This is a genomic window from Polaromonas eurypsychrophila, assembly GCF_014641715.1.
GTDB lineage: Bacteria > Pseudomonadota > Gammaproteobacteria > Burkholderiales > Burkholderiaceae_C > Polaromonas > Polaromonas eurypsychrophila.
Genome location: NZ_BMIG01000010.1, coordinates 1 through 17110 on the forward strand (window position 1 = coordinate 1; position 17110 = coordinate 17110).

Consider the following 17110-nt stretch of genomic DNA (forward strand, 5'->3'; position numbering starts at 1 on the left):
ATTGCCTGGACCACAATGCACGATTCCCTGACAGTGTTGCACTTGGGGTTTGAGACCGCCCTTACTTTTCTTTGGCGAGACAAAGAAAAGTGAGTTGCCGCCGGGCAACCCCCGGCCAACGGATGGGTGCACGCAACGAACGGTCGAAGCGAAGAAGGCTTCGCAAGCTCAGCCCAAACGGTGTTGGTGTGCCCACATGGATCCCGGAACAAGTCCGGGATGACAGACAGCCACCGTGCTGTCAGGGCCACGGCTACTGAAGCGTTTCCTTGACCGCCGCTGGCAGCGGCAAGGGCATCACCTCAATGCCCTCTTCGATCAGGTCCATCGCCTCAGCCCGGCTGGCCTGGCCACGTATGCTGCGCTGCTCGACATCGCCGTAATGCATGGCACGCGCCTCGTCGGCAAAGCGTTCGCCCACGTCTTCGGTGTTGGCCATGACCCGGCGCAAGGCGTGCAGAAATTCCGCCTGCCGGACCTGGCCGTCGGCGACCGGAGTGACGTTCTGCGCAGAACTGACGGCAGCATTTGCCGGGGGTAGCGACATCTCACGCGAGGCGGAGGTTACTGGCGATGCATCAGCCGCTGCACCAAAATTGAGGCGGGGCGCGCTCGGCATTTTCTGGATAACCGGGTCTTCGCACAGGGGGCAGGTCACCAGCCCTCGTGCGTGTTGGCTCTGAAAATCGTCTTCCGATGCAAACCAGCCTTCAAAGGCGTGCTGGTGCGAACACTGGAGGTTGAGGACTTTCATGCCCTGATTATCGGTCTGTGTCCGGGCCTGCGCTGTCCTGCCAGTCGAGAACCCATGCGCCGGACAAGACGTTTTGCAGCCAGAGCGCGCCCGTCAGGGTCTTGCCGTCGGTGACACGGCCATCGCTGCACCACTGCAGCAGCTCGGCCGGGCTGGCGGTGAAGACATCGAGAAATTCGCCGGCATCGAGCTGGCGCTCGCCAGAAGTCAGGTCTTTGGCAAACCAGATGTCGATGAACTCGGTGGAGTAGGAAATCACCGGGTGCATCACACCGGCGCGAGCCCAGCGGCGTGCGGTGTAGCCGGTTTCTTCCAGCAACTCACGTTGCGCGCACACGAGCGAACCTTCGCCGGCATCGAGCTTGCCGGCGGGGAATTCGACCATCACGGCATGCACCGGGTAGCGGTACTGGCGCTCGAGCACCAGTCGGCCGTCATCGAGCTGGGCGATGATCATCACGGCACCCGGATGGCGCACATACTCGCGGGAAGCTTCGCTGCCGTCCGGCAAACGCACGATGTCGCGAAAGGCATGCAGAAAATGTCCCTTGAGCAGTTCGTGGCTGGTGAGCGTGTGCTCCTTTAGGTGAGCATCGTCCGCTTTGCCGAAAGGCGCTGAGGGCGGGTCAGCTAGCGCCATGGCTAGGGGCCCTCTGCATAACTCGCGCCGCGCGCGGCGAGGCTTTTGCGGGATGAGCCGTGAGGCGCAAAACCCAAGGCAAGGCTTTCTGCCTTACTTGGTTTTGTAACGAAGCGCTGGCAACCGCGGTCGCGGTTGCAGCCCTTTGAGCCCTCATTGGCAGGCACGGCCTTAGCCGTGCGTGCCCGCAAAACCACGCCCCTTCGGGTTCGGACCAAAACGGGCGCTTTGCCCTCCAAACCCCTTGCGTGTGCTTCAGCACACGCTGCGTGGTGTTGGCGAGCAAATCATCCCGTTGTGGATCCGAACGCGCATGGCGGGAGTTATGCAGAGGGTCCCTAGCGGTGCTTGAACAGGTAGCGGTACACAAAGCCCGGAAAGGCAAAGGTGATGAAGAGCGTGGCAGTGATCGCATAAAACTCCCAGCCCTGCGGCGCGATCTGCCCTGCCCGTTGTTCCAGAAACAGGCCGATGCCGCCGACCACGAAATACCAAAACACCATCTCCCCGAGCCGCACCGCGAGCATCTTGGGGCCGGCCAGGGGAAATACCGCAAGCAGTCGGTTGCTGATAAAAGGAAGATTGGCAGCCAGCAGGGCCAGCGCCACCACCAGCCACACCGAGGTCGTCTGGGTCATGTCCCCAGGGACTTCACAACGCTGGCAATCGCCTGGGTGCACAAGGTCATGAGTCCGCCGGGCATCAGACCGAGCAGCAGCACCAGCGCACCATTGATGGACAACACGACGCGGGCGTCTGTCGGTGCATCGATGGCGGTCGGCATGCCGGGGTTGGGGGCATCGAAATACATCACCTTGACCACACGCAGGTAATAGAAGGCGCCGACCAGCGACATCATCACGGCAAAAACGGCGAGCACAACGTACAGGGTTTGCTGCGAGGACACCAGCGCCTGCAGGACACCGAGCTTGGCATAGAAGCCAACCACCGGCGGCACACCGGCCAGCGAGAACATACAGACGGCCATGACACCGGCAAACAGCGGACTGCGCTGATTCAGGCCAGCCAGATCGGTGATTTCTTCGGACTCATGGCCGGCGCGCGCAAGCAGCAAAATAATGCCGAAGACTCCGAGGGTGGTCAGCACATAGGTGATGACGTAAAACATGGCCGCGCCATAGGCGAATTCGGCATTGAGCTTGTTGCCGTTAACGACGCCCGCCAGCAGCGCCAGCAGCAGGAATCCCATTTGCGAGATGGTCGAAAACGCCAGCATGCGCTTGAGGTTGGACTGCGCAATGGCCGCCAGGTTGCCCACGAACAGTGAGCCTATCGCAAGGATGGCAAGCATCTGCTGCCAGTCGATGGCCAGCGGAAGCATGCCCTGCACCAGCAGACGGATACAGATGGCGAAGGCCGCGAGCTGGGGCGCTGCGCCAATCAGCAAGGTGATGGCAGTGGGCGCACCCTGATAGACGTCGGGCAGCCACATGTGGAAAGGCACGGCACCCAGCTTGAAGGCCAGGCCGGCCACGATGAAGACCAGACCGAACACCAGCACCGAGTGTTTCACCTGGCGGCTGGCAATGGCCTTGTAAACCTCACCCACGTCGAGGGACCCGGTGGCGCCATACATCATCGACAGGCCATACAGCAGGAAGCCCGATGCCAGCGCACCAAGCACAAAATACTTCATCGCCGCCTCAGTGGCGGTCGCGTTGTCGCGGCGCAGCGCCACCAGCGCGTAACTGCACAGCGTCATCAACTCCAGGCCCATGTAGATCACCAGGAAGTTGTGGCCCGAAATCATCACGAAAATACCCAGCAGCGCAAACATGGCCAGCGTGAACATCTCGCCGCCGCGCAGCATCTGCCGGTCTGCGGCATAGGGTCGCGCATAGACCAGGGTGACCATCATGGCAATCGATGCGAAACACTTGAGCCAGTTGGCCATGGGGTCGCTCACGACCATGTTGCCGAAGCCGTACACCGTGTTGCCGCCGATGGCGTACGCCGCCGTCAGCGCAGCCACCACGGCCAGTGTAAGCAGCGTCAACACATAGGTCAGCGTGCGCTGCGGGCTTTTGACGCCCAGGTCCACCAGCAAGATGACACATGCCATCGTCAATAAAACGATCTCCGGGTAAACCGCGATCCAACTGAGTTTGTCAATCATCTGAATTCTTTTGCAAGGGTTGCTTAGGGGAGCTTGGAGACAGCGACATGCTTGAGCAGGCCGGCCACCGAGCTGTCCATCACATCGGTGAAGGGCTTGGGATAAATGCCCATGACCATCACGGCTATCGCCAGCAGGGACAGCATCAGGAACTCGCGGCTGTTGATGTCGGTCAGGCCCTTGACATCGTCATTGGTGACAGGCCCGAGGTACACCCGCTTGAACATCCACAGGGTGTAGGCGGCGCCGAAAATCAGGGCGGTCGATGCCGCCAGCCCGATCCAGAAATTGAACTTGATGGCACCCAGGATGACCATCCACTCGCCGACAAAACCGGCCGTGGCCGGCAGGCCGCAGTTGGCCATGGCAAACAGCAGCGCAAAGGCGGTGAACTTGGGCATGGTGTTGACGACGCCGCCGTAACTCGCGATTTCGCGCGAGTGCACACGGTCGTACAACACGCCGATACACAGAAACATGGCGCCGGAGACAAAGCCATGCGCAATCATCTGCACGATGCCGCCGGACACGCCGAGGTCGTTGAAGATGAAAAAGCCGAGCGTGACAAACCCCATATGGGCCACCGACGAATAGGCCACCAGTTTTTTCATGTCCTGCTGGACCATGGCGACCAGACCCACATAAATCACGGCGATCAGTGACAGCGCAATCATCAGCCAAGCCCATTCGCGCGCGGCATCGGGTGCAATCGGCATCGAAAAGCGCAGGAAGCCATAGGCGCCCAGCTTGAGCATGATGGCTGCCAGCACGGCGGAGCCACCGGTGGGCGCTTCCACGTGGACGTCGGGCAACCAGGTGTGCACCGGCCACATCGGCACCTTGACTGCAAAAGCGGCAAAAAAGGCAAAGAACAGGAAAGTCTGCGCCGTACCGCTTAGCGACAAGGTGTACCAGGTCGCCAGGTCAAAACTGCCGCCGGACTTGACGTACAGGAAGATCAGCGCGATCAGCATCAGCAAGGAACCCAACAGCGTATAGAGGAAAAACTTGAAGGCGGCGTAAATCTTCTTCGGTCCGCCCCAGATACCGATAATCAGATACATCGGGATCAGCGTCGCCTCGAAAAATACATAGAACAACATGCCGTCGAGTGCGACGAACACGCCGATCATCAGCCCGCTGAGGATCAGGAAAGCCGCCATGTACTGATTCACGCGGTTGGTGATGGACTCCCAACTCGCGATGATGACAACCACGTTGATAAATGCTGTCAGCAGCACAAACCACAGGGAAATGCCATCCACGCCGAGGTGGTAGTTCATGTCGAAACGGTCAATCCACGCGGCCTTTTCTACAAATTGCATCGCGGCCGTGCCCAATTCAAACCCGCTGTACAGCGGCAGGGTCACCAGAAAACTGACAAGGGCACCGATCAGCGCAATCCAGCGCACGCTTTGTGCCTGTTCGTCACGTCCGAGCGCCAGCAGCACGACACCGAAAAAAATCGGTGTCCAGATGGCAAGACTCAACAATCCCATTTTTGTTATTCCTATTGGCTTATTTGTTGAGCAGTTCTTTGATCATCGGCCAGGTCGCGAAATAGCTGATCAGGATAAAGATGCCCATGATCATGGCCAGTGCGTAGTGGTAGATGTAACCGGTCTGGACCTTGCGCACCACGCTGGAGACCCAGCCCACCAGCTTCCACGAGCCATTGACCAGCGCGCCGTCGATCATCTTCTCGTCGCCGCCCTTCCAGAGGCCGATGCCGAGCCCGCGTGCACCGCGGGCCAGCACGTTTTCATTGAACCAGTCCATGTAGTACTTGTTCTCGAGCAATGTGTAGAGCGGTTCGACCCGGCGCTTGATGGCGGCCGGCAGGGCCGGGTTGACCATGTACATGTAATACGCCGAGGCTACGCCGGCGAGTGCCAACCAGAACGGCGCCGTCATCAGGCCGTGCAGCGCCATTTGCGCCGGACCATGGAATATTTTGGCCAGCTCGGCCATGGCCGGGTGTTTGTCAGCGTTGACGATGATCGCGTCTTTCAGGAAGTCACCAAACAGCATGGCATCGATGCTCATGAAGCCAATCACCACCGAAGGAATCGCCAGCAAGACCAGCGGAGCGGTTACCACCCAGGGTGACTCATGCGGCGCATGGTGCTCGTCATGGTGGCCGTGTCCGTGGTCATCGTGGTGGGCATCGGGATTTTGATCAAACCGCTCCTTGCCATGAAACACCAGGAAGTACATGCGGAAGGAATAAAAGGCCGTAACGAAGACGCCGGCAAGCACCGCGAAGTAGGCAAAACCAGCGCCCGGCAGGTTGCTGAAATGCACGGCCTCGATGATGCTGTCCTTGGAATAAAAGCCTGCGAACAGGGGCGTGCCAATCAACGCCAGCGATCCGAGCAAGGCGGTGATCCAGGTAATCGGCATGTACTTGCGCAACCCGCCCATCCAGCGGATGTCCTGGTTATGGTGCACGCCCATGATGACCGAGCCCGCCGCCAGAAACAGCAGCGCCTTGAAGAACGCGTGCGTCATCAGGTGGAAGACGGCGACCGAGTAGGCGGAAGCGCCCAGTGCGACCGTCATGTAGCCGAGCTGCGACAGCGTCGAGTAGGCGACGACCCGTTTAATGTCGTTCTGGATGATGCCGAGGAATCCCATGAACAGCGCGGTGATCGCGCCTATCACCATGATGAAACTCAGGGCGGTATCGCTCAGCTCGAACAGCGGTGACATGCGCGCCACCATGAAGATGCCGGCAGTCACCATGGTGGCGGCGTGGATCAGCGCGGAAATCGGCGTCGGGCCTTCCATTGAATCCGGCAACCAGACGTGCAGCGGAAACTGCGCCGACTTGCCCATGGCGCCGATGAACAGGCAGATGCAGATCACGGTGATCAGCATCCAGTCGGTGCCGGGAAGATTGAGCGCTGCAATTTCGCCCGACTTGGCAAACACTTCGGTGTAGTTGAGCGTGCCGGCGTAAGCGGCGAGCAAACCGATGCCGAGAATGAAGCCAAAGTCGCCAACGCGGTTGACCAGGAAGGCCTTCATGTTGGCAAAGATGGCGGTCGGCTTGTTGAACCAGAAGCCGATCAGCAGATATGACACCAGACCCACCGCTTCCCAGCCGAAAAACAGCTGCAGCATGTTGTTGCTCATCACCAGCATCAGCATCGAGAAGGTGAACAGCGAGATGTAGGCAAAGAAGCGGTTGTAACCTTCGTCTTCCTCCATGTAGCCAATGGTGTAGATGTGCACCATCAGTGACACAAAAGTCACGACACACATCATCATCGCGGTCAGGCCATCAACCAGGAAGCCGATCTCCATCTTCAGGCCGCCGACCACCATCCAGGTGTAAAGCGTCTCGTTGAAACGAGCGCCGTCGATCGCCACGCTTTTGAGCGTCATCGCGGAGATCACAAAAGCCACCAACACGCCGAGAATGGTCAGGGTGTGCGAGAGGCGGCGTCCTATCCAGTTGCCGCCGAAGGTGGTGCCGAAAATGCCGGCCAGCAAGGCGCCCGCCAGGGGCGCCAGGGGAACGGCCAGCAGCGTGGCCGCCGAAAGGGTTTGGCTCATGGCTTAACCGCCCGCAGGGCCGCCCCAAGGGCGGGTTGCGCCCCCGCGGGGGGAAGCGTATACACAAAGTGAGAAGCGTGGGGGCTCATGTCTTACCCTTTGAGCGTGTTGAGTTCGTCGACGTTGATGCTGGACTTGTTTCGGAACAGCAGCACGAGGATGGCCAGGCCAATCGCGGATTCGGCAGCCGCCACGGTCAGGATGAAAAACACGAAAATCTGGCCGGCCATGTCGTTGAGGTAATAGGAGAAGGCCACGAAGTTCATGTTGACGGCCAGCAGCATCAGCTCAATGGCCATCAACAACACAATCAGGTTTTTCCGATTCAGGAAAATGCCGATCACCGACAGGGCGAACAGGATAGCGCCCAGGGTCAGGAAGTGTCCCAGCGTGACCATCATGGTTTGTCCTCTGTGGCTGTGACCACCGGTGCAGCCACCGTTGGCTGGATTTTCACAAGGCTGACGCGGTCAGCGCGCTTGACGCGAATCTGGTCTGCCGGATTGATGTACTTGGAGTCCTTGCGCTCGCGCAGGGTCAGCGCAATCGCCGCAATGATGGCCACCAGCAGGATCACCGCCGCGATTTCAAGCGGGTAGAGATATTCGGAATACAGCACCTTGCCAAGCTCTTTGGTGTTGGAGAACTGCTCCACCGCCTGGCCGGCCACGGCAAGCACCGCTTTGGGCTCCTGGCTCGGGCGAAAGCCGCCGATCAGGACAGCCGCCATTTCAAGCGCGATCAGCGTCCCGACGGTAGCGGCCAGCGGAAAGTGCTTCCAGAAATTCTTCCGGATACCGTCCATGTTGACATCGAGCATCATCACGACGAACAGGAAAAGCACCATCACTGCGCCAACATACACCAGCACCAGCGTGATCGCCAGGAACTCGGCCTTCAGCAAAATCCAGACGGCTGCGGCCTGGAAAAAAGCCAGCACCAGGTACAAGGCGGCATGCACCGGGTTGCGCGCAGTAATCACCTTGAATGCGGCGAACAGCAGCACCAAAGCGAAGACATAAAAGAGACCTGTTCTAGCGTCCATGTTCTGCAAATCTTTCTTGAGCCAGCATCAGTCTGGGTTTTTCAGCGGTACTTGGCATCCACAGCGCGGTTGGCTGCAATTTCTTTTTCGTAACGGTCACCGACAGCCAGCAGCATGTCCTTGGTGAAGTACAGGTCACCGCGCTTTTCGCCGTGGTATTCAAAAATATGTGTTTCAACGATGGAGTCCACCGGGCAGCTCTCTTCGCAGAAGCCGCAAAAAATGCACTTGGTCAGATCGATGTCATAACGCGAGGTGCGGCGGCTGCCGTCTTCACGCACATCGGACTCAATGGTGATGGCCATGGCCGGACACACGGCTTCGCAGAGTTTGCAGGCGATGCAGCGCTCCTCGCCGTTGTCATAACGACGCAGTGCATGCAGACCGCGAAAGCGCGGGCTCAGCGGTGTTTTCTCTTCAGGGAACTGGATCGTGATCTTGCGCTTGAACATGTATTTGCCGGTCAGGGCCATGCCCTTGAACAGCTCGGTCAACATGAAGCTGGAGACGAAGTCTTTGACGGAGGCGACGGTAGACATATCAATTTCCTGCGGGAGTGGCGCTTGCCGGCGATGCATTCATGCAAGCAGGGGCCGCGGAACCGGCTTTGCCGGGCCGCAGGCGCAGCGGCCCCCTCGGGGGGCAGAGAGCGACACGAAGTGCGCGAACGTGGGGGCTCATAACTAGTTCCAGATGTTGTACGAGGTCTGCATCCAGGCGCCGACGACGACCAGCCAGACAAGCGTTACGGGAATGAAAATCTTCCAGCCCAAACGCATGATCTGGTCGTAACGGAAACGCGGGAAGGTAGCGCGCACCCAGAGAAACATCGTCACGACAACAAAGGTCTTGGCACCCAGCCAGATCCAGCCCGGAATGAAGGACAGGAACTCGAACGGAGGCAACCAACCGCCGAGGAACAGAATGACCGCCAGGATGGCGACCAGCCACATGTTGGCGTATTCGGCCAGGAAAAACATGGCAAACGACATGCCTGAGTACTCGACCATGTGGCCCGCGACGATTTCCGACTCGCCCTCCACCACGTCGAACGGGTGGCGGTTGGTCTCAGCCAGGCCGGAGATGAAATACACGACAAAAATCGGCAGCAGCGGCAACCAGTTCCAGGACAGGAAATTCATGCCGTAACCCACGCCCATGCCCTTGGCCTGGCTCATCACGATGTCGGTCATGTTCAGGCTGGCGGAGACCATCAGGACAACGACCAGGCAGAAACCCATGGCGATCTCGTAGCTGACCATCTGGGCCGACGCACGCATCGCGCCCAGGAAGGCGTACTTGGAATTCGAGGCCCAGCCCGCGATGATCACGCCATAGACCTCCAGCGAGGTGACCGCCATCAGGAACAGCAGGCCGGCATTGATGTTCGCAAGCGCCACATCCGGACCGAAGGGAATCACCACCCATGCCACCAGCGCGGGCATGATGGTCATGATGGGGCCCAGCACAAACAGGCCCTTGCTGGCCGCTGTCGGGATGATGATTTCCTTGGTCAACAGCTTGAGCGCATCGGCAATCGGCTGCAACAGGCCAAAGGGCCCGACGCGGTTGGGGCCCAACCGAATTTGGGTAAAACCAATCGCTTTGCGCTCCCACAGGGTCAGGTAGGCCACGCAACCCATGAGGGGCGCCACCACACAGACGATCTTGATCAGGGTCCAGATGACTGGCCAGACCGTGCCGGGCCAGATGCCGCCCATCAATCCCTGTCCAGCGTTGAAGAGGGTGTCAATCATGCGGCGACTCCTTCAGCAGCGACGCTCCGTGCGTCGGCAGTCAACTGCAGCGACGTTGCACGCCGCACCAGGCTGTCAAGCTGGTAGATGCTGGCGACGACCGGAGCGCCCTGGCCTGCGGCCATTTGAATGGCCGACGTGGTGCTGTTGTCCAGGTTACCCGCAGGAACCTGCGCTGCTTGCGCGCCGGGGACCTGCTTGAGCACATCCTGCGAAGACTCGAAATCAAAACCGGGCAGTTCAAGCAAGTTGGCCAGCACGCGCAGCACCTTCCAGGCCGGACGTGTCTCGCCCAAGGGCTTGACCACGGCGTGGAAACTTTGGATCCGGCCTTCGGCATTCACGAAAGTGCCCGGTGTTTCGGTGAACGGCGAGATCGGCAGCAACACGTCGCTGAAGTCCAAGTTGGCCTTGAACGGGCTCAGGGTCACCACCATTTGCGCGGCATTGAGCGACGCCTTGGCCGTGGCACCGGCCGCCGAATCGAATTCTGGCTCAGTATTGAGCAGCAGCACCGCCTTGAGCTTGCCCGCCAGCATGCGACCGGCGTCCATGCCATCGCCGGATGGCAAGGCACCCGCGAGTTGCGCGCCTACGGTGTTGGCCGCTTCGGTCAGGTAACCGATGCTGGCGCCGGTTTGCGCGGCAATCCAGTTGGCCAGGCCCAAGAGGCTGCTTGCATTGGCGTGATGTGCGGCGGCATTGCCCAGCAGAATGGCCTTGCGTTCACCCCCCATCAAGGACTTGGCGATGGCTTTGGCGGCGTCTGTCGCCTGGCCGGCAATGGGAGCGGCCACACCCTTGACTGTGGCAATCGCGGCGGCCACATCGGCCAGGGCCTGCGCCCAGGCTGCAGGTTCGGTCAGCACGCTGTTGGTGATGGGCATGGCCCAGGCACCAGCAGAGGCCAGTTCGGCTGAGGAATTGATCACGTTCAAGCCACAGCCCTTGCGGACGGATTGGCGAATTCGCTGTGCAAACAGCGGATGATCCTTGCGCAGATTGGCGCCCACTACCAGTACCCGCTGCAGTTGCGACAGGGAAGCGATCGAGGTGCCGAGCCAGCGCACGCCGGCCTGTGGGGCAAATTCGGCGTTGCGCAGGCGGAAATCAATGTTGTCGCTGCCCAGACCGCGCATCAGCGATGCCGCCAGATACAGCTCTTCGAGCGTGCTGTGCGGGCTGGCCAGCGTGCCAATGCTGGCGGCGCCGTGGTCTGCCTTGATCTGCTTCAGGCCGTTGGCCACATATTCGAGCGCGGTCTGCCAGTCGACGGCTTTCCACTCGCCGCCCTGCTTGATCATGGGCGTTTTCAGGCGCTCGTCGCTGCCCAGCGCTTCGTAAGAGAAGCGGTCCCGGTCAGCAATCCAGCACTCGTTGATGTCTTCGTTTTCCAGCGGCACAACACGCATGACCTGGTTGTTCTTGACCTGAACGATCAGGTTGGCGCCGGTGGAGTCGTGCGGGCTCACCGATTTGCGGCGCGACAGCTCCCAAGTACGGGCGCTGTAGCGGAAAGGTTTGCTGGTCAGCGCACCGACCGGGCAGATGTCGATCATGTTGCCCGACAGCTCGGAGTCGACTGACATGCCGACAAAAGTCTCGATCTCGGCGTGTTCGCCGCGATGCGACATGCCGAGCTCCATCACACCGGCCACTTCCTGGCCAAAACGCACGCAGCGCGTGCAGTGGATGCATCGGCTCATCTCCTGCATGGAGATCAGCGGACCGACATTCTTGTGGAACACCACGCGCTTTTCTTCTTCGTAGCGCGAGCCGCTGCCGCCGTAACCGACAGCCAGATCCTGCAGCTGGCATTCGCCGCCCTGATCGCAGATCGGGCAATCGAGCGGATGGTTGATCAGCAGAAACTCCATCACGCCCTTCTGGGCCTTGATGGCTTTGTCGCTCTTGGTGTGCACGATCATGCCCTGCGTCACAGGCGTGGCGCAGGCCGGCATGGGCTTGGGCGCCTTCTCCACATCGACCAGGCACATGCGGCAGTTGGCGGCGATGCTGAGTTTCTTGTGATAACAGAAATGCGGAATGTAGGTGCCGGCCTTTTCGGCGGCATGCATCACCGTGCTGCCTTCGAGCACTTCCACTTTCCGGCCGTCGAGTTCTATTTCAACCATATGTATTTCTTTCCGCAATCAAGCTTGCAGGGAAGCCTGAACCGGGGCGGGGGAAGCTGAAAGCGTTTTTGGCTTGATCATGGCCTCAAACTCGTGGCGAAAATGCTTGATCATGGCGCGCACTGGCATGGCTGCGGCATCACCGAGCGCACAAATGGTGCGGCCCTGAATGTTGTCAGCCACCGAATTGAGCAGGTCCAGGTCGGTCTGACGGCCTTGCCCTTTGTGAATGCGGTCCACCATGCGCCACAGCCATCCGGTGCCCTCGCGGCACGGCGTGCACTGGCCGCAGGATTCGTGCATGTAGAAGTAGGACAGGCGCTTGAGCGACTCGACCATGCAGCGGCTGTCGTCCATGACAATCACGGCGCCCGAGCCCAGCATGGAGCCGGCCTTGGCGATCGAGTCGTAGTCCATGGTGCACTCCATCATGATGGAAGCTGGCAGGACCGGCGCGGACGAACCGCCAGGAATCACCGCCTTGAGCGTGCGGCCCTTGCGCACGCCGCCCGCAAGCTCGAGCAGCGTGCTGAAGGGTGTACCCATGGGCACTTCGTAGTTGCCGGGCAGCTCGACATCGCCGGACACCGAATAGATCTTGGTGCCGCCGTTGTTGGGCTTGCCGCATTCGAGGTAGGCCTGGCCGCCGTTGCGAATGATCCAGGGCACGGCCGCAAAAGTTTCAGTGTTATTGATGGTGGTCGGCTTGCCGTACAGGCCAAAACTCGCCGGGAAAGGCGGCTTGAAGCGGGGCTGGCCTTTTTTACCCTCCAGCGACTCCAGCAAGGCGGTCTCTTCGCCGCAGATGTAGGCGCCGAATCCATGCGAGGCATGCAACTGGAAGGTGAAGGCGCTTCCGAGAATTTTGTCGCCGAGCAGGCCGGCGGCGCGGGCTTCATCCAGCGCTTCTTCAAAACGCTGGTAGGTCGCGAAGATTTCGCCGTGAATGTAGTTGTAGCCAACGCTGATGCCCATGGCGTAGGCGGCAATCGCCATGCCTTCGATCACGCTGTGGGGGTTGTACTGCATGATGTCGCGGTCTTTGCAGGTGCCAGGCTCGCCTTCGTCCGAATTACAGACCAGGTACTTCTGGCCGGGAAACTGGCGCGGCATGAAGCTCCACTTCAGGCCAGTCGGGAAACCGGCGCCGCCGCGTCCGCGCAGGCTGCCGGCCTTGACTTCGGCAATCACCTGGTCAGGCGTCATGCCCTGACCATCACCCTGCGCCAGAATCTTGCGCAAGGCCTGGTAGCCGCCCCGCGCTTCGTAGTCTTTCAGGCGCCAGTTGTTGCCGTCGAGATCGGCCAGGATTTGGGGATTGATGTGGCGGCCGTGAAAACAGGTCTGGACACCGGTGGCGGCGAACTGCGACAGCACGTTTTGCGCGGCAGGATTGTTTGAATGGGCGGAAAGCGTCATGGTCATTTCGCCTCGGCAGATGTGAGACCGTCGATCAACTGGTCGAGCTTGTCATTGCTCATGAAGCTGCACATGGTCAGGTCGTTGACCAGCATCACCGGGGAGTCCGCGCAGGCGCCCAGGCACTCGGACTGCTGCAGCGTGAACAGGCCGTCGGCCGTGCTCTCACCCATGGAAATGCCGAGCTTGTGTTCGAGGTGTTTGAGCGCCTTGGCGCCATCGCGCAACTGGCATGGCAGGTTGGTGCAGACATTGAGCTTGTACTTGCCCACCGGTCGCTGGTTGTACATGTTGTAGAAGGTGGTGACCTCATGCACGGCAATCGGCGCCATGCCCAGGTAATCAGCCACGATTTTTTCGCTCTCGGCGCTGACAAAACCGAGTTCTTCCTGAACGATGGTCAGGCAGGCCATCACCGCCGACTGTTTGCCGTCTGCCGGGAATTTGGCAACTTCACGTGCAAAGCGCACGAAAGCCTGCTCGGACAACGAAGCCGCGGGCGCCGGTGTGTGTACTGGAATCATGGTGGAACTCATGCGGTTTTAGCGGTCAATCTCGCCGAACACAATGTCCATGGTGCCGATCACGGCAACCGCATCGGCAATCATGTGCCCGCGCGACATTTCATCCATGGCGGCCAGGTGTGGAAAGCCCGGCGGGCGGATCTTCAGGCGGTAGGGCTTGTTGGCGCCATCACTGACGATGTAGATGCCAAACTCGCCTTTGGGATGCTCCACTGCGGCATACGCTTCACCCTCGGGCACATGGAAGCCTTCGGTGAACAGCTTGAAGTGATGGATCAGCTCTTCCATGTTGGACTTCATGGACTCGCGGTCAGGCGCGGCGACCTTGTGGTTGCTGGTGATCACCGGGCCGGGATTCACGCGCAGCCAGTCAATACACTGTTTGATGATGCGGTTGGATTGGCGCATCTCCTCGATACGCACCAGGTAGCGGTCGTAGCAGTCGCCGGTTTTGCCAATGGGCACATCGAAGTCCATCTGGCTGTAGACGTCATAGGGCTGCTGTTTGCGCAAGTCCCAGGCAAAGCCCGAGCCGCGCAGCATGGGGCCAGTGAAGCCAAGGTTGAGCGCGCGTTCCGGCGACACCACGCCAACACCCACGGTTCGCTGCTTCCAGATGCGGTTATCGGTCAGCAGGGTTTCGTATTCATCGACCAGCTTCGGGAACTTGGCGGTGAAGTCCTCGATGAAGTCCAGCAGCGAACCCTGGCGATTTTCATTGAGGGCTTCGATGGCCTTGGCGTTCTTGATCTTGCTGACCTTGTACTGCGACATGGTTTCAGGCAGGTCGCGGTAGACGCCGCCCGGACGAAAGTAGGCCGCATGCATGCGCGCGCCAGAGACGGCTTCGTACATGTCGAACAACGCCTCACGCTCGCGGAAGCAGTAAATCAGGATGTTCATCGCGCCGCAGTCGAAACCGTGCGCACCCAGCCACAGCAGGTGGTTGAGCAGGCGCGTGATCTCCGAAAACATCACGCGGATGTACTGGGCACGCACCGGCACATCCACGCCGATCAGCTTTTCGATGGCAAGGCAGTAGGCGTGCTCGTTGGACATCATCGACACATAGTCGAGCCGGTCCATGTAGGGCAGAGACTGGATATAGGTCTTGCTTTCGGCCAGCTTTTCGGTGGCGCGGTGCAGCAGCCCGATGTGCGGATCGGCGCGCTGGATGACCTCGCCGTCGAGCTCGAGCACCAGGCGCAGCACACCGTGGGCAGCCGGGTGCTGGGGCCCGAAATTGAGCGTGTAGTTTTTTATTTCAGCCATGTTTGGTTTTGCCTTTGCTTTGTCATGCCGGACTCGATTCGGCATCCATGCTGGTGGACACGCCACCGTGGATTGCGGGTCAAGCCCTCAATGACAAATGACTACTGCAACCCCCCATAGTTATCTTCACGAATAACACGCGGCGTGATTTCACGCGGCTCGATGGTGACCGGCTGGTAGATCACACGTTTCTGCTCGGGGTCGTAACGCATCTCGACGTAACCCGTGGTCGGGAAATCCTTACGGAAAGGATGGCCGATGAAACCATAGTCGGTCAGGATGCGGCGCAGATCGTTGTGGCCTTCAAAAATGATGCCAAACAGGTCAAAGGCTTCGCGCTCGAACCAGTTGGCCGCATTCCACACATCGTTGAGTGAGGCCACAACCGGAAAATCGTCATCATCGCAAAACACCTTGAGGCGCACGCGCTGGTTCAGGCTGATGGACAACAAATGGGTGGCGACGCAAAAGCGCCGGCCATCGTAACGGCCGTCCGCGTATTCGGAATAATCGAGACCGCACAGATCGATCAGCTGCTCAAACTGGCAACCTTTGGCATCGCGCAGGATCAGGGCGGCAGCGGGGTAGTCGGAGGCAGCCACAACAACTGTGACTTCGCCAAAGGCGACAGTGACGCGTTTGGCTTTTTCAGCCAGGGCAGCAGTGACAGTGTCTGCGAGCTGCTCGGCAGTAGCGGGATGCAAGGGACCCATCAAGCCCTCGCTATGGTGTTGGTGCGGCGGATTTTCTGCTGCAGCTGGATGATGCCGTACATCAAGGCTTCGGCTGTCGGCGGGCAGCCTGGCACATACACATCCACCGGCACAATGCGGTCGCAGCCGCGCACGACCGAGTAACTGTAGTGGTAGTAGCCACCGCCGTTGGCGCATGATCCCATGGACAGCACCCAGCGCGGCTCGGACATCTGGTCGTACACCTTGCGCAGGGCCGGGCCCATCTTGTTGCACAGGGTGCCGGCGACGATCATCAGGTCGGACTGGCGCGGGCTGGGACGGAACAACATGCCGAAACGGTCGATGTCGTAACGCGCGGCACCCGCATGCATCATCTCGACTGCGCAGCAGGCCAGACCAAAGGTCATGGGCCAAAGCGAGCCGGTTTTGGCCCAGTTGACCACCGAGTCGTAACTCGTGGTCATGAAGCCTTCGTTGAAAACACCTTCAAGTGACATAGCCGTGCCTTATTCGTGGAGCGCTGCGAACCCGTCGCGACAGATCCTCGGAATCTTTTTTATTCCCAGTCCAGGGCGCCCTTTTTCCACTCGTAGGCAAAGCCCACGACCAGAATGCCCAGAAAAATCATCATCGACCAGAAACCCACCGCACCAATTTCCTTGAGCGCCACGGCCCACGGGAACAGGAAGGCAATTTCAAGGTCGAAAAGAATGAACAGGATGGCGACCAGGTAGTAGCGCACATCGAATTTCATGCGGGCATCTTCGAATGCCTCGAAGCCACACTCATAAGGGGAATTTTTTTCGCTGTCAGGCTTGTTCGGGCCGAGCAGCCGACCCAGCACCTGGGGCACCACGCCGACAGCAACGCCGACCAGAACAAACAACAGGACGGGAAGGTATTGGTCGAGGTTCATCGTCAATTCAACTTCTGGAAGCTGCTTTGCCTTGTGCCAGTATGCTGTTCAAGGTGGTCAGCCTGGCCGGCGCAGTGCTGATCATTGCCTGTAAGTGGTGCGGACGGCGAGACTCGAACTCGCACAGCTTTCGCCACTACCCCCTCAAGATAGCGTGTCTACCAATTTCACCACGTCCGCGGTTTTTAAGCGCCCGGATGGCATGAGGAACCTTGCGGTTTTGGCTTTCCGAGCAGTCTCAGAGTTTACCCTGAA

The 17110-nt window shown here is 59.7% G+C and carries 17 protein-coding genes and 1 tRNA gene; all 18 read right to left on the reverse strand.

Features of this window, described 5'->3' with window-relative positions; genetic code table 11:
- Positions 1 to 253 precede the first annotated feature (253 nt).
- The 18 genes from IEX16_RS13575 to IEX16_RS13660 all read right to left on the reverse strand — a co-directional run bounded on the left by IEX16_RS13575 (position 254) and on the right by IEX16_RS13660 (position 17035).
- A complete protein-coding gene (locus IEX16_RS13575) occupies positions 254 to 754 on the reverse strand; it encodes a DUF1178 family protein (protein WP_188709026.1) in 501 nt (166 codons plus the stop codon).
- A gap of 7 nt (positions 755 to 761) precedes the next feature.
- On the reverse strand, positions 762 to 1394 hold the full coding sequence (locus tag IEX16_RS13580) for an NUDIX domain-containing protein (RefSeq protein ID WP_188709027.1): 633 nt from the start codon (positions 1392 to 1394) through the stop codon (positions 762 to 764).
- A 338-nt stretch (positions 1395 to 1732) separates the two neighbouring features.
- A complete protein-coding gene (locus IEX16_RS13585) occupies positions 1733 to 2032 on the reverse strand; it encodes a DUF2818 family protein (protein WP_188709028.1) in 300 nt (99 codons plus the stop codon).
- On the reverse strand, positions 2029 to 3531 hold the full coding sequence (gene nuoN / locus IEX16_RS13590) for an NADH-quinone oxidoreductase subunit NuoN (protein WP_188709029.1): 1503 nt from the start codon (positions 3529 to 3531) through the stop codon (positions 2029 to 2031). Before nuoN ends, IEX16_RS13585 begins: the two co-directional genes overlap by 4 nt.
- Before the next feature lie 23 nt (positions 3532 to 3554).
- Positions 3555 to 5030: an NADH-quinone oxidoreductase subunit M gene (locus tag IEX16_RS13595; protein ID WP_188709030.1), complete on the reverse strand. Its 1476-nt coding sequence runs from the start codon at positions 5028 to 5030 to the stop codon at positions 3555 to 3557.
- Between the two features lie 19 nt (positions 5031 to 5049).
- A complete protein-coding gene (nuoL, locus tag IEX16_RS13600) occupies positions 5050 to 7092 on the reverse strand; it encodes an NADH-quinone oxidoreductase subunit L (protein ID WP_188709031.1) in 2043 nt (680 codons plus the stop codon).
- 92 nt (positions 7093 to 7184) lie between these two features.
- Entirely contained in the window at positions 7185 to 7493 is a 309-nt protein-coding gene (gene nuoK / locus IEX16_RS13605) for an NADH-quinone oxidoreductase subunit NuoK (RefSeq protein ID WP_188709032.1), read from the reverse strand.
- Entirely contained in the window at positions 7490 to 8137 is a 648-nt protein-coding gene (locus IEX16_RS13610; protein WP_188709033.1) for an NADH-quinone oxidoreductase subunit J, read from the reverse strand. Before IEX16_RS13610 ends, nuoK begins: the two co-directional genes overlap by 4 nt.
- A gap of 41 nt (positions 8138 to 8178) precedes the next feature.
- Entirely contained in the window at positions 8179 to 8676 is a 498-nt protein-coding gene (gene nuoI, locus IEX16_RS13615; protein WP_188709034.1) for an NADH-quinone oxidoreductase subunit NuoI, read from the reverse strand.
- 144 nt (positions 8677 to 8820) lie between these two features.
- Positions 8821 to 9894, reverse strand: a complete 1074-nt coding sequence (gene nuoH, locus IEX16_RS13620) for an NADH-quinone oxidoreductase subunit NuoH (RefSeq protein ID WP_188709035.1) — start codon at positions 9892 to 9894, stop codon at positions 8821 to 8823.
- A complete protein-coding gene (gene nuoG / locus IEX16_RS13625) occupies positions 9891 to 12029 on the reverse strand; it encodes an NADH-quinone oxidoreductase subunit NuoG (RefSeq protein ID WP_188709036.1) in 2139 nt (712 codons plus the stop codon). The genes nuoH and nuoG overlap by 4 nt, the downstream gene beginning before the upstream one ends.
- Positions 12030 to 12047: 18 nt before the next feature.
- Positions 12048 to 13448 (reverse strand): NADH-quinone oxidoreductase subunit NuoF, encoded by a 1401-nt coding sequence (gene nuoF / locus IEX16_RS13630; RefSeq protein ID WP_188709037.1) that lies wholly within the window; start codon positions 13446 to 13448, stop codon positions 12048 to 12050.
- Between the two features lie 2 nt (positions 13449 to 13450).
- Positions 13451 to 13972: an NADH-quinone oxidoreductase subunit NuoE gene (gene nuoE / locus IEX16_RS13635; protein ID WP_188709038.1), complete on the reverse strand. Its 522-nt coding sequence runs from the start codon at positions 13970 to 13972 to the stop codon at positions 13451 to 13453.
- Positions 13973 to 13990: 18 nt separating this feature from the next.
- Positions 13991 to 15244 (reverse strand): NADH-quinone oxidoreductase subunit D, encoded by a 1254-nt coding sequence (locus IEX16_RS13640; RefSeq protein WP_229676347.1) that lies wholly within the window; start codon positions 15242 to 15244, stop codon positions 13991 to 13993.
- A gap of 101 nt (positions 15245 to 15345) precedes the next feature.
- Positions 15346 to 15957 carry an NADH-quinone oxidoreductase subunit C gene (locus IEX16_RS13645; protein WP_188709040.1) on the reverse strand — a complete coding sequence of 204 codons (612 nt, stop codon included), beginning with the start codon at positions 15955 to 15957 and terminating at the stop codon, positions 15346 to 15348.
- On the reverse strand, positions 15957 to 16436 hold the full coding sequence (locus IEX16_RS13650; RefSeq protein ID WP_092126779.1) for a NuoB/complex I 20 kDa subunit family protein: 480 nt from the start codon (positions 16434 to 16436) through the stop codon (positions 15957 to 15959). The genes IEX16_RS13645 and IEX16_RS13650 overlap by 1 nt, the downstream gene beginning before the upstream one ends.
- 59 nt (positions 16437 to 16495) lie before the next feature.
- Positions 16496 to 16855, reverse strand: a complete 360-nt coding sequence (locus IEX16_RS13655; RefSeq protein WP_188709041.1) for an NADH-quinone oxidoreductase subunit A — start codon at positions 16853 to 16855, stop codon at positions 16496 to 16498.
- A gap of 95 nt (positions 16856 to 16950) precedes the next feature.
- Positions 16951 to 17035: transfer RNA gene (locus tag IEX16_RS13660), tRNA-Leu, on the reverse strand.
- Positions 17036 to 17110 lie beyond the last annotated feature (75 nt).

Bases quoted from the DNA above. Each gene is read 5' to 3' on its own strand.
- IEX16_RS13575 (WP_188709026.1), bottom strand. From the start codon at position 754: ATGAAAGTCCTCAACCTCCAGTGTTCGCACCAGCACGCCTTTGAAGGC.
- IEX16_RS13580 (WP_188709027.1), bottom strand. From the start codon at position 1,394: ATGGCGCTAGCTGACCCGCCCTCAGCGCCTTTCGGCAAAGCGGACGAT.
- IEX16_RS13585 (WP_188709028.1), bottom strand. From the start codon at position 2,032: ATGACCCAGACGACCTCGGTGTGGCTGGTGGTGGCGCTGGCCCTGCTG.
- nuoN (WP_188709029.1), bottom strand. From the start codon at position 3,531: ATGATTGACAAACTCAGTTGGATCGCGGTTTACCCGGAGATCGTTTTA.
- IEX16_RS13595 (WP_188709030.1), bottom strand. From the start codon at position 5,030: ATGGGATTGTTGAGTCTTGCCATCTGGACACCGATTTTTTTCGGTGTC.
- nuoL (WP_188709031.1), bottom strand. From the start codon at position 7,092: ATGAGCCAAACCCTTTCGGCGGCCACGCTGCTGGCCGTTCCCCTGGCG.
- nuoK (WP_188709032.1), bottom strand. From the start codon at position 7,493: ATGATGGTCACGCTGGGACACTTCCTGACCCTGGGCGCTATCCTGTTC.
- IEX16_RS13610 (WP_188709033.1), bottom strand. From the start codon at position 8,137: ATGGACGCTAGAACAGGTCTCTTTTATGTCTTCGCTTTGGTGCTGCTG.
- nuoI (WP_188709034.1), bottom strand. From the start codon at position 8,676: ATGTCTACCGTCGCCTCCGTCAAAGACTTCGTCTCCAGCTTCATGTTG.
- nuoH (WP_188709035.1), bottom strand. From the start codon at position 9,894: ATGATTGACACCCTCTTCAACGCTGGACAGGGATTGATGGGCGGCATC.
- nuoG (WP_188709036.1), bottom strand. From the start codon at position 12,029: ATGGTTGAAATAGAACTCGACGGCCGGAAAGTGGAAGTGCTCGAAGGC.
- nuoF (WP_188709037.1), bottom strand. From the start codon at position 13,448: ATGACGCTTTCCGCCCATTCAAACAATCCTGCCGCGCAAAACGTGCTG.
- nuoE (WP_188709038.1), bottom strand. From the start codon at position 13,972: ATGATTCCAGTACACACACCGGCGCCCGCGGCTTCGTTGTCCGAGCAG.
- IEX16_RS13640 (WP_229676347.1), bottom strand. From the start codon at position 15,244: ATGGCTGAAATAAAAAACTACACGCTCAATTTCGGGCCCCAGCACCCG.
- IEX16_RS13645 (WP_188709040.1), bottom strand. From the start codon at position 15,957: ATGGGTCCCTTGCATCCCGCTACTGCCGAGCAGCTCGCAGACACTGTC.
- IEX16_RS13650 (WP_092126779.1), bottom strand. From the start codon at position 16,436: ATGTCACTTGAAGGTGTTTTCAACGAAGGCTTCATGACCACGAGTTAC.
- IEX16_RS13655 (WP_188709041.1), bottom strand. From the start codon at position 16,855: ATGAACCTCGACCAATACCTTCCCGTCCTGTTGTTTGTTCTGGTCGGC.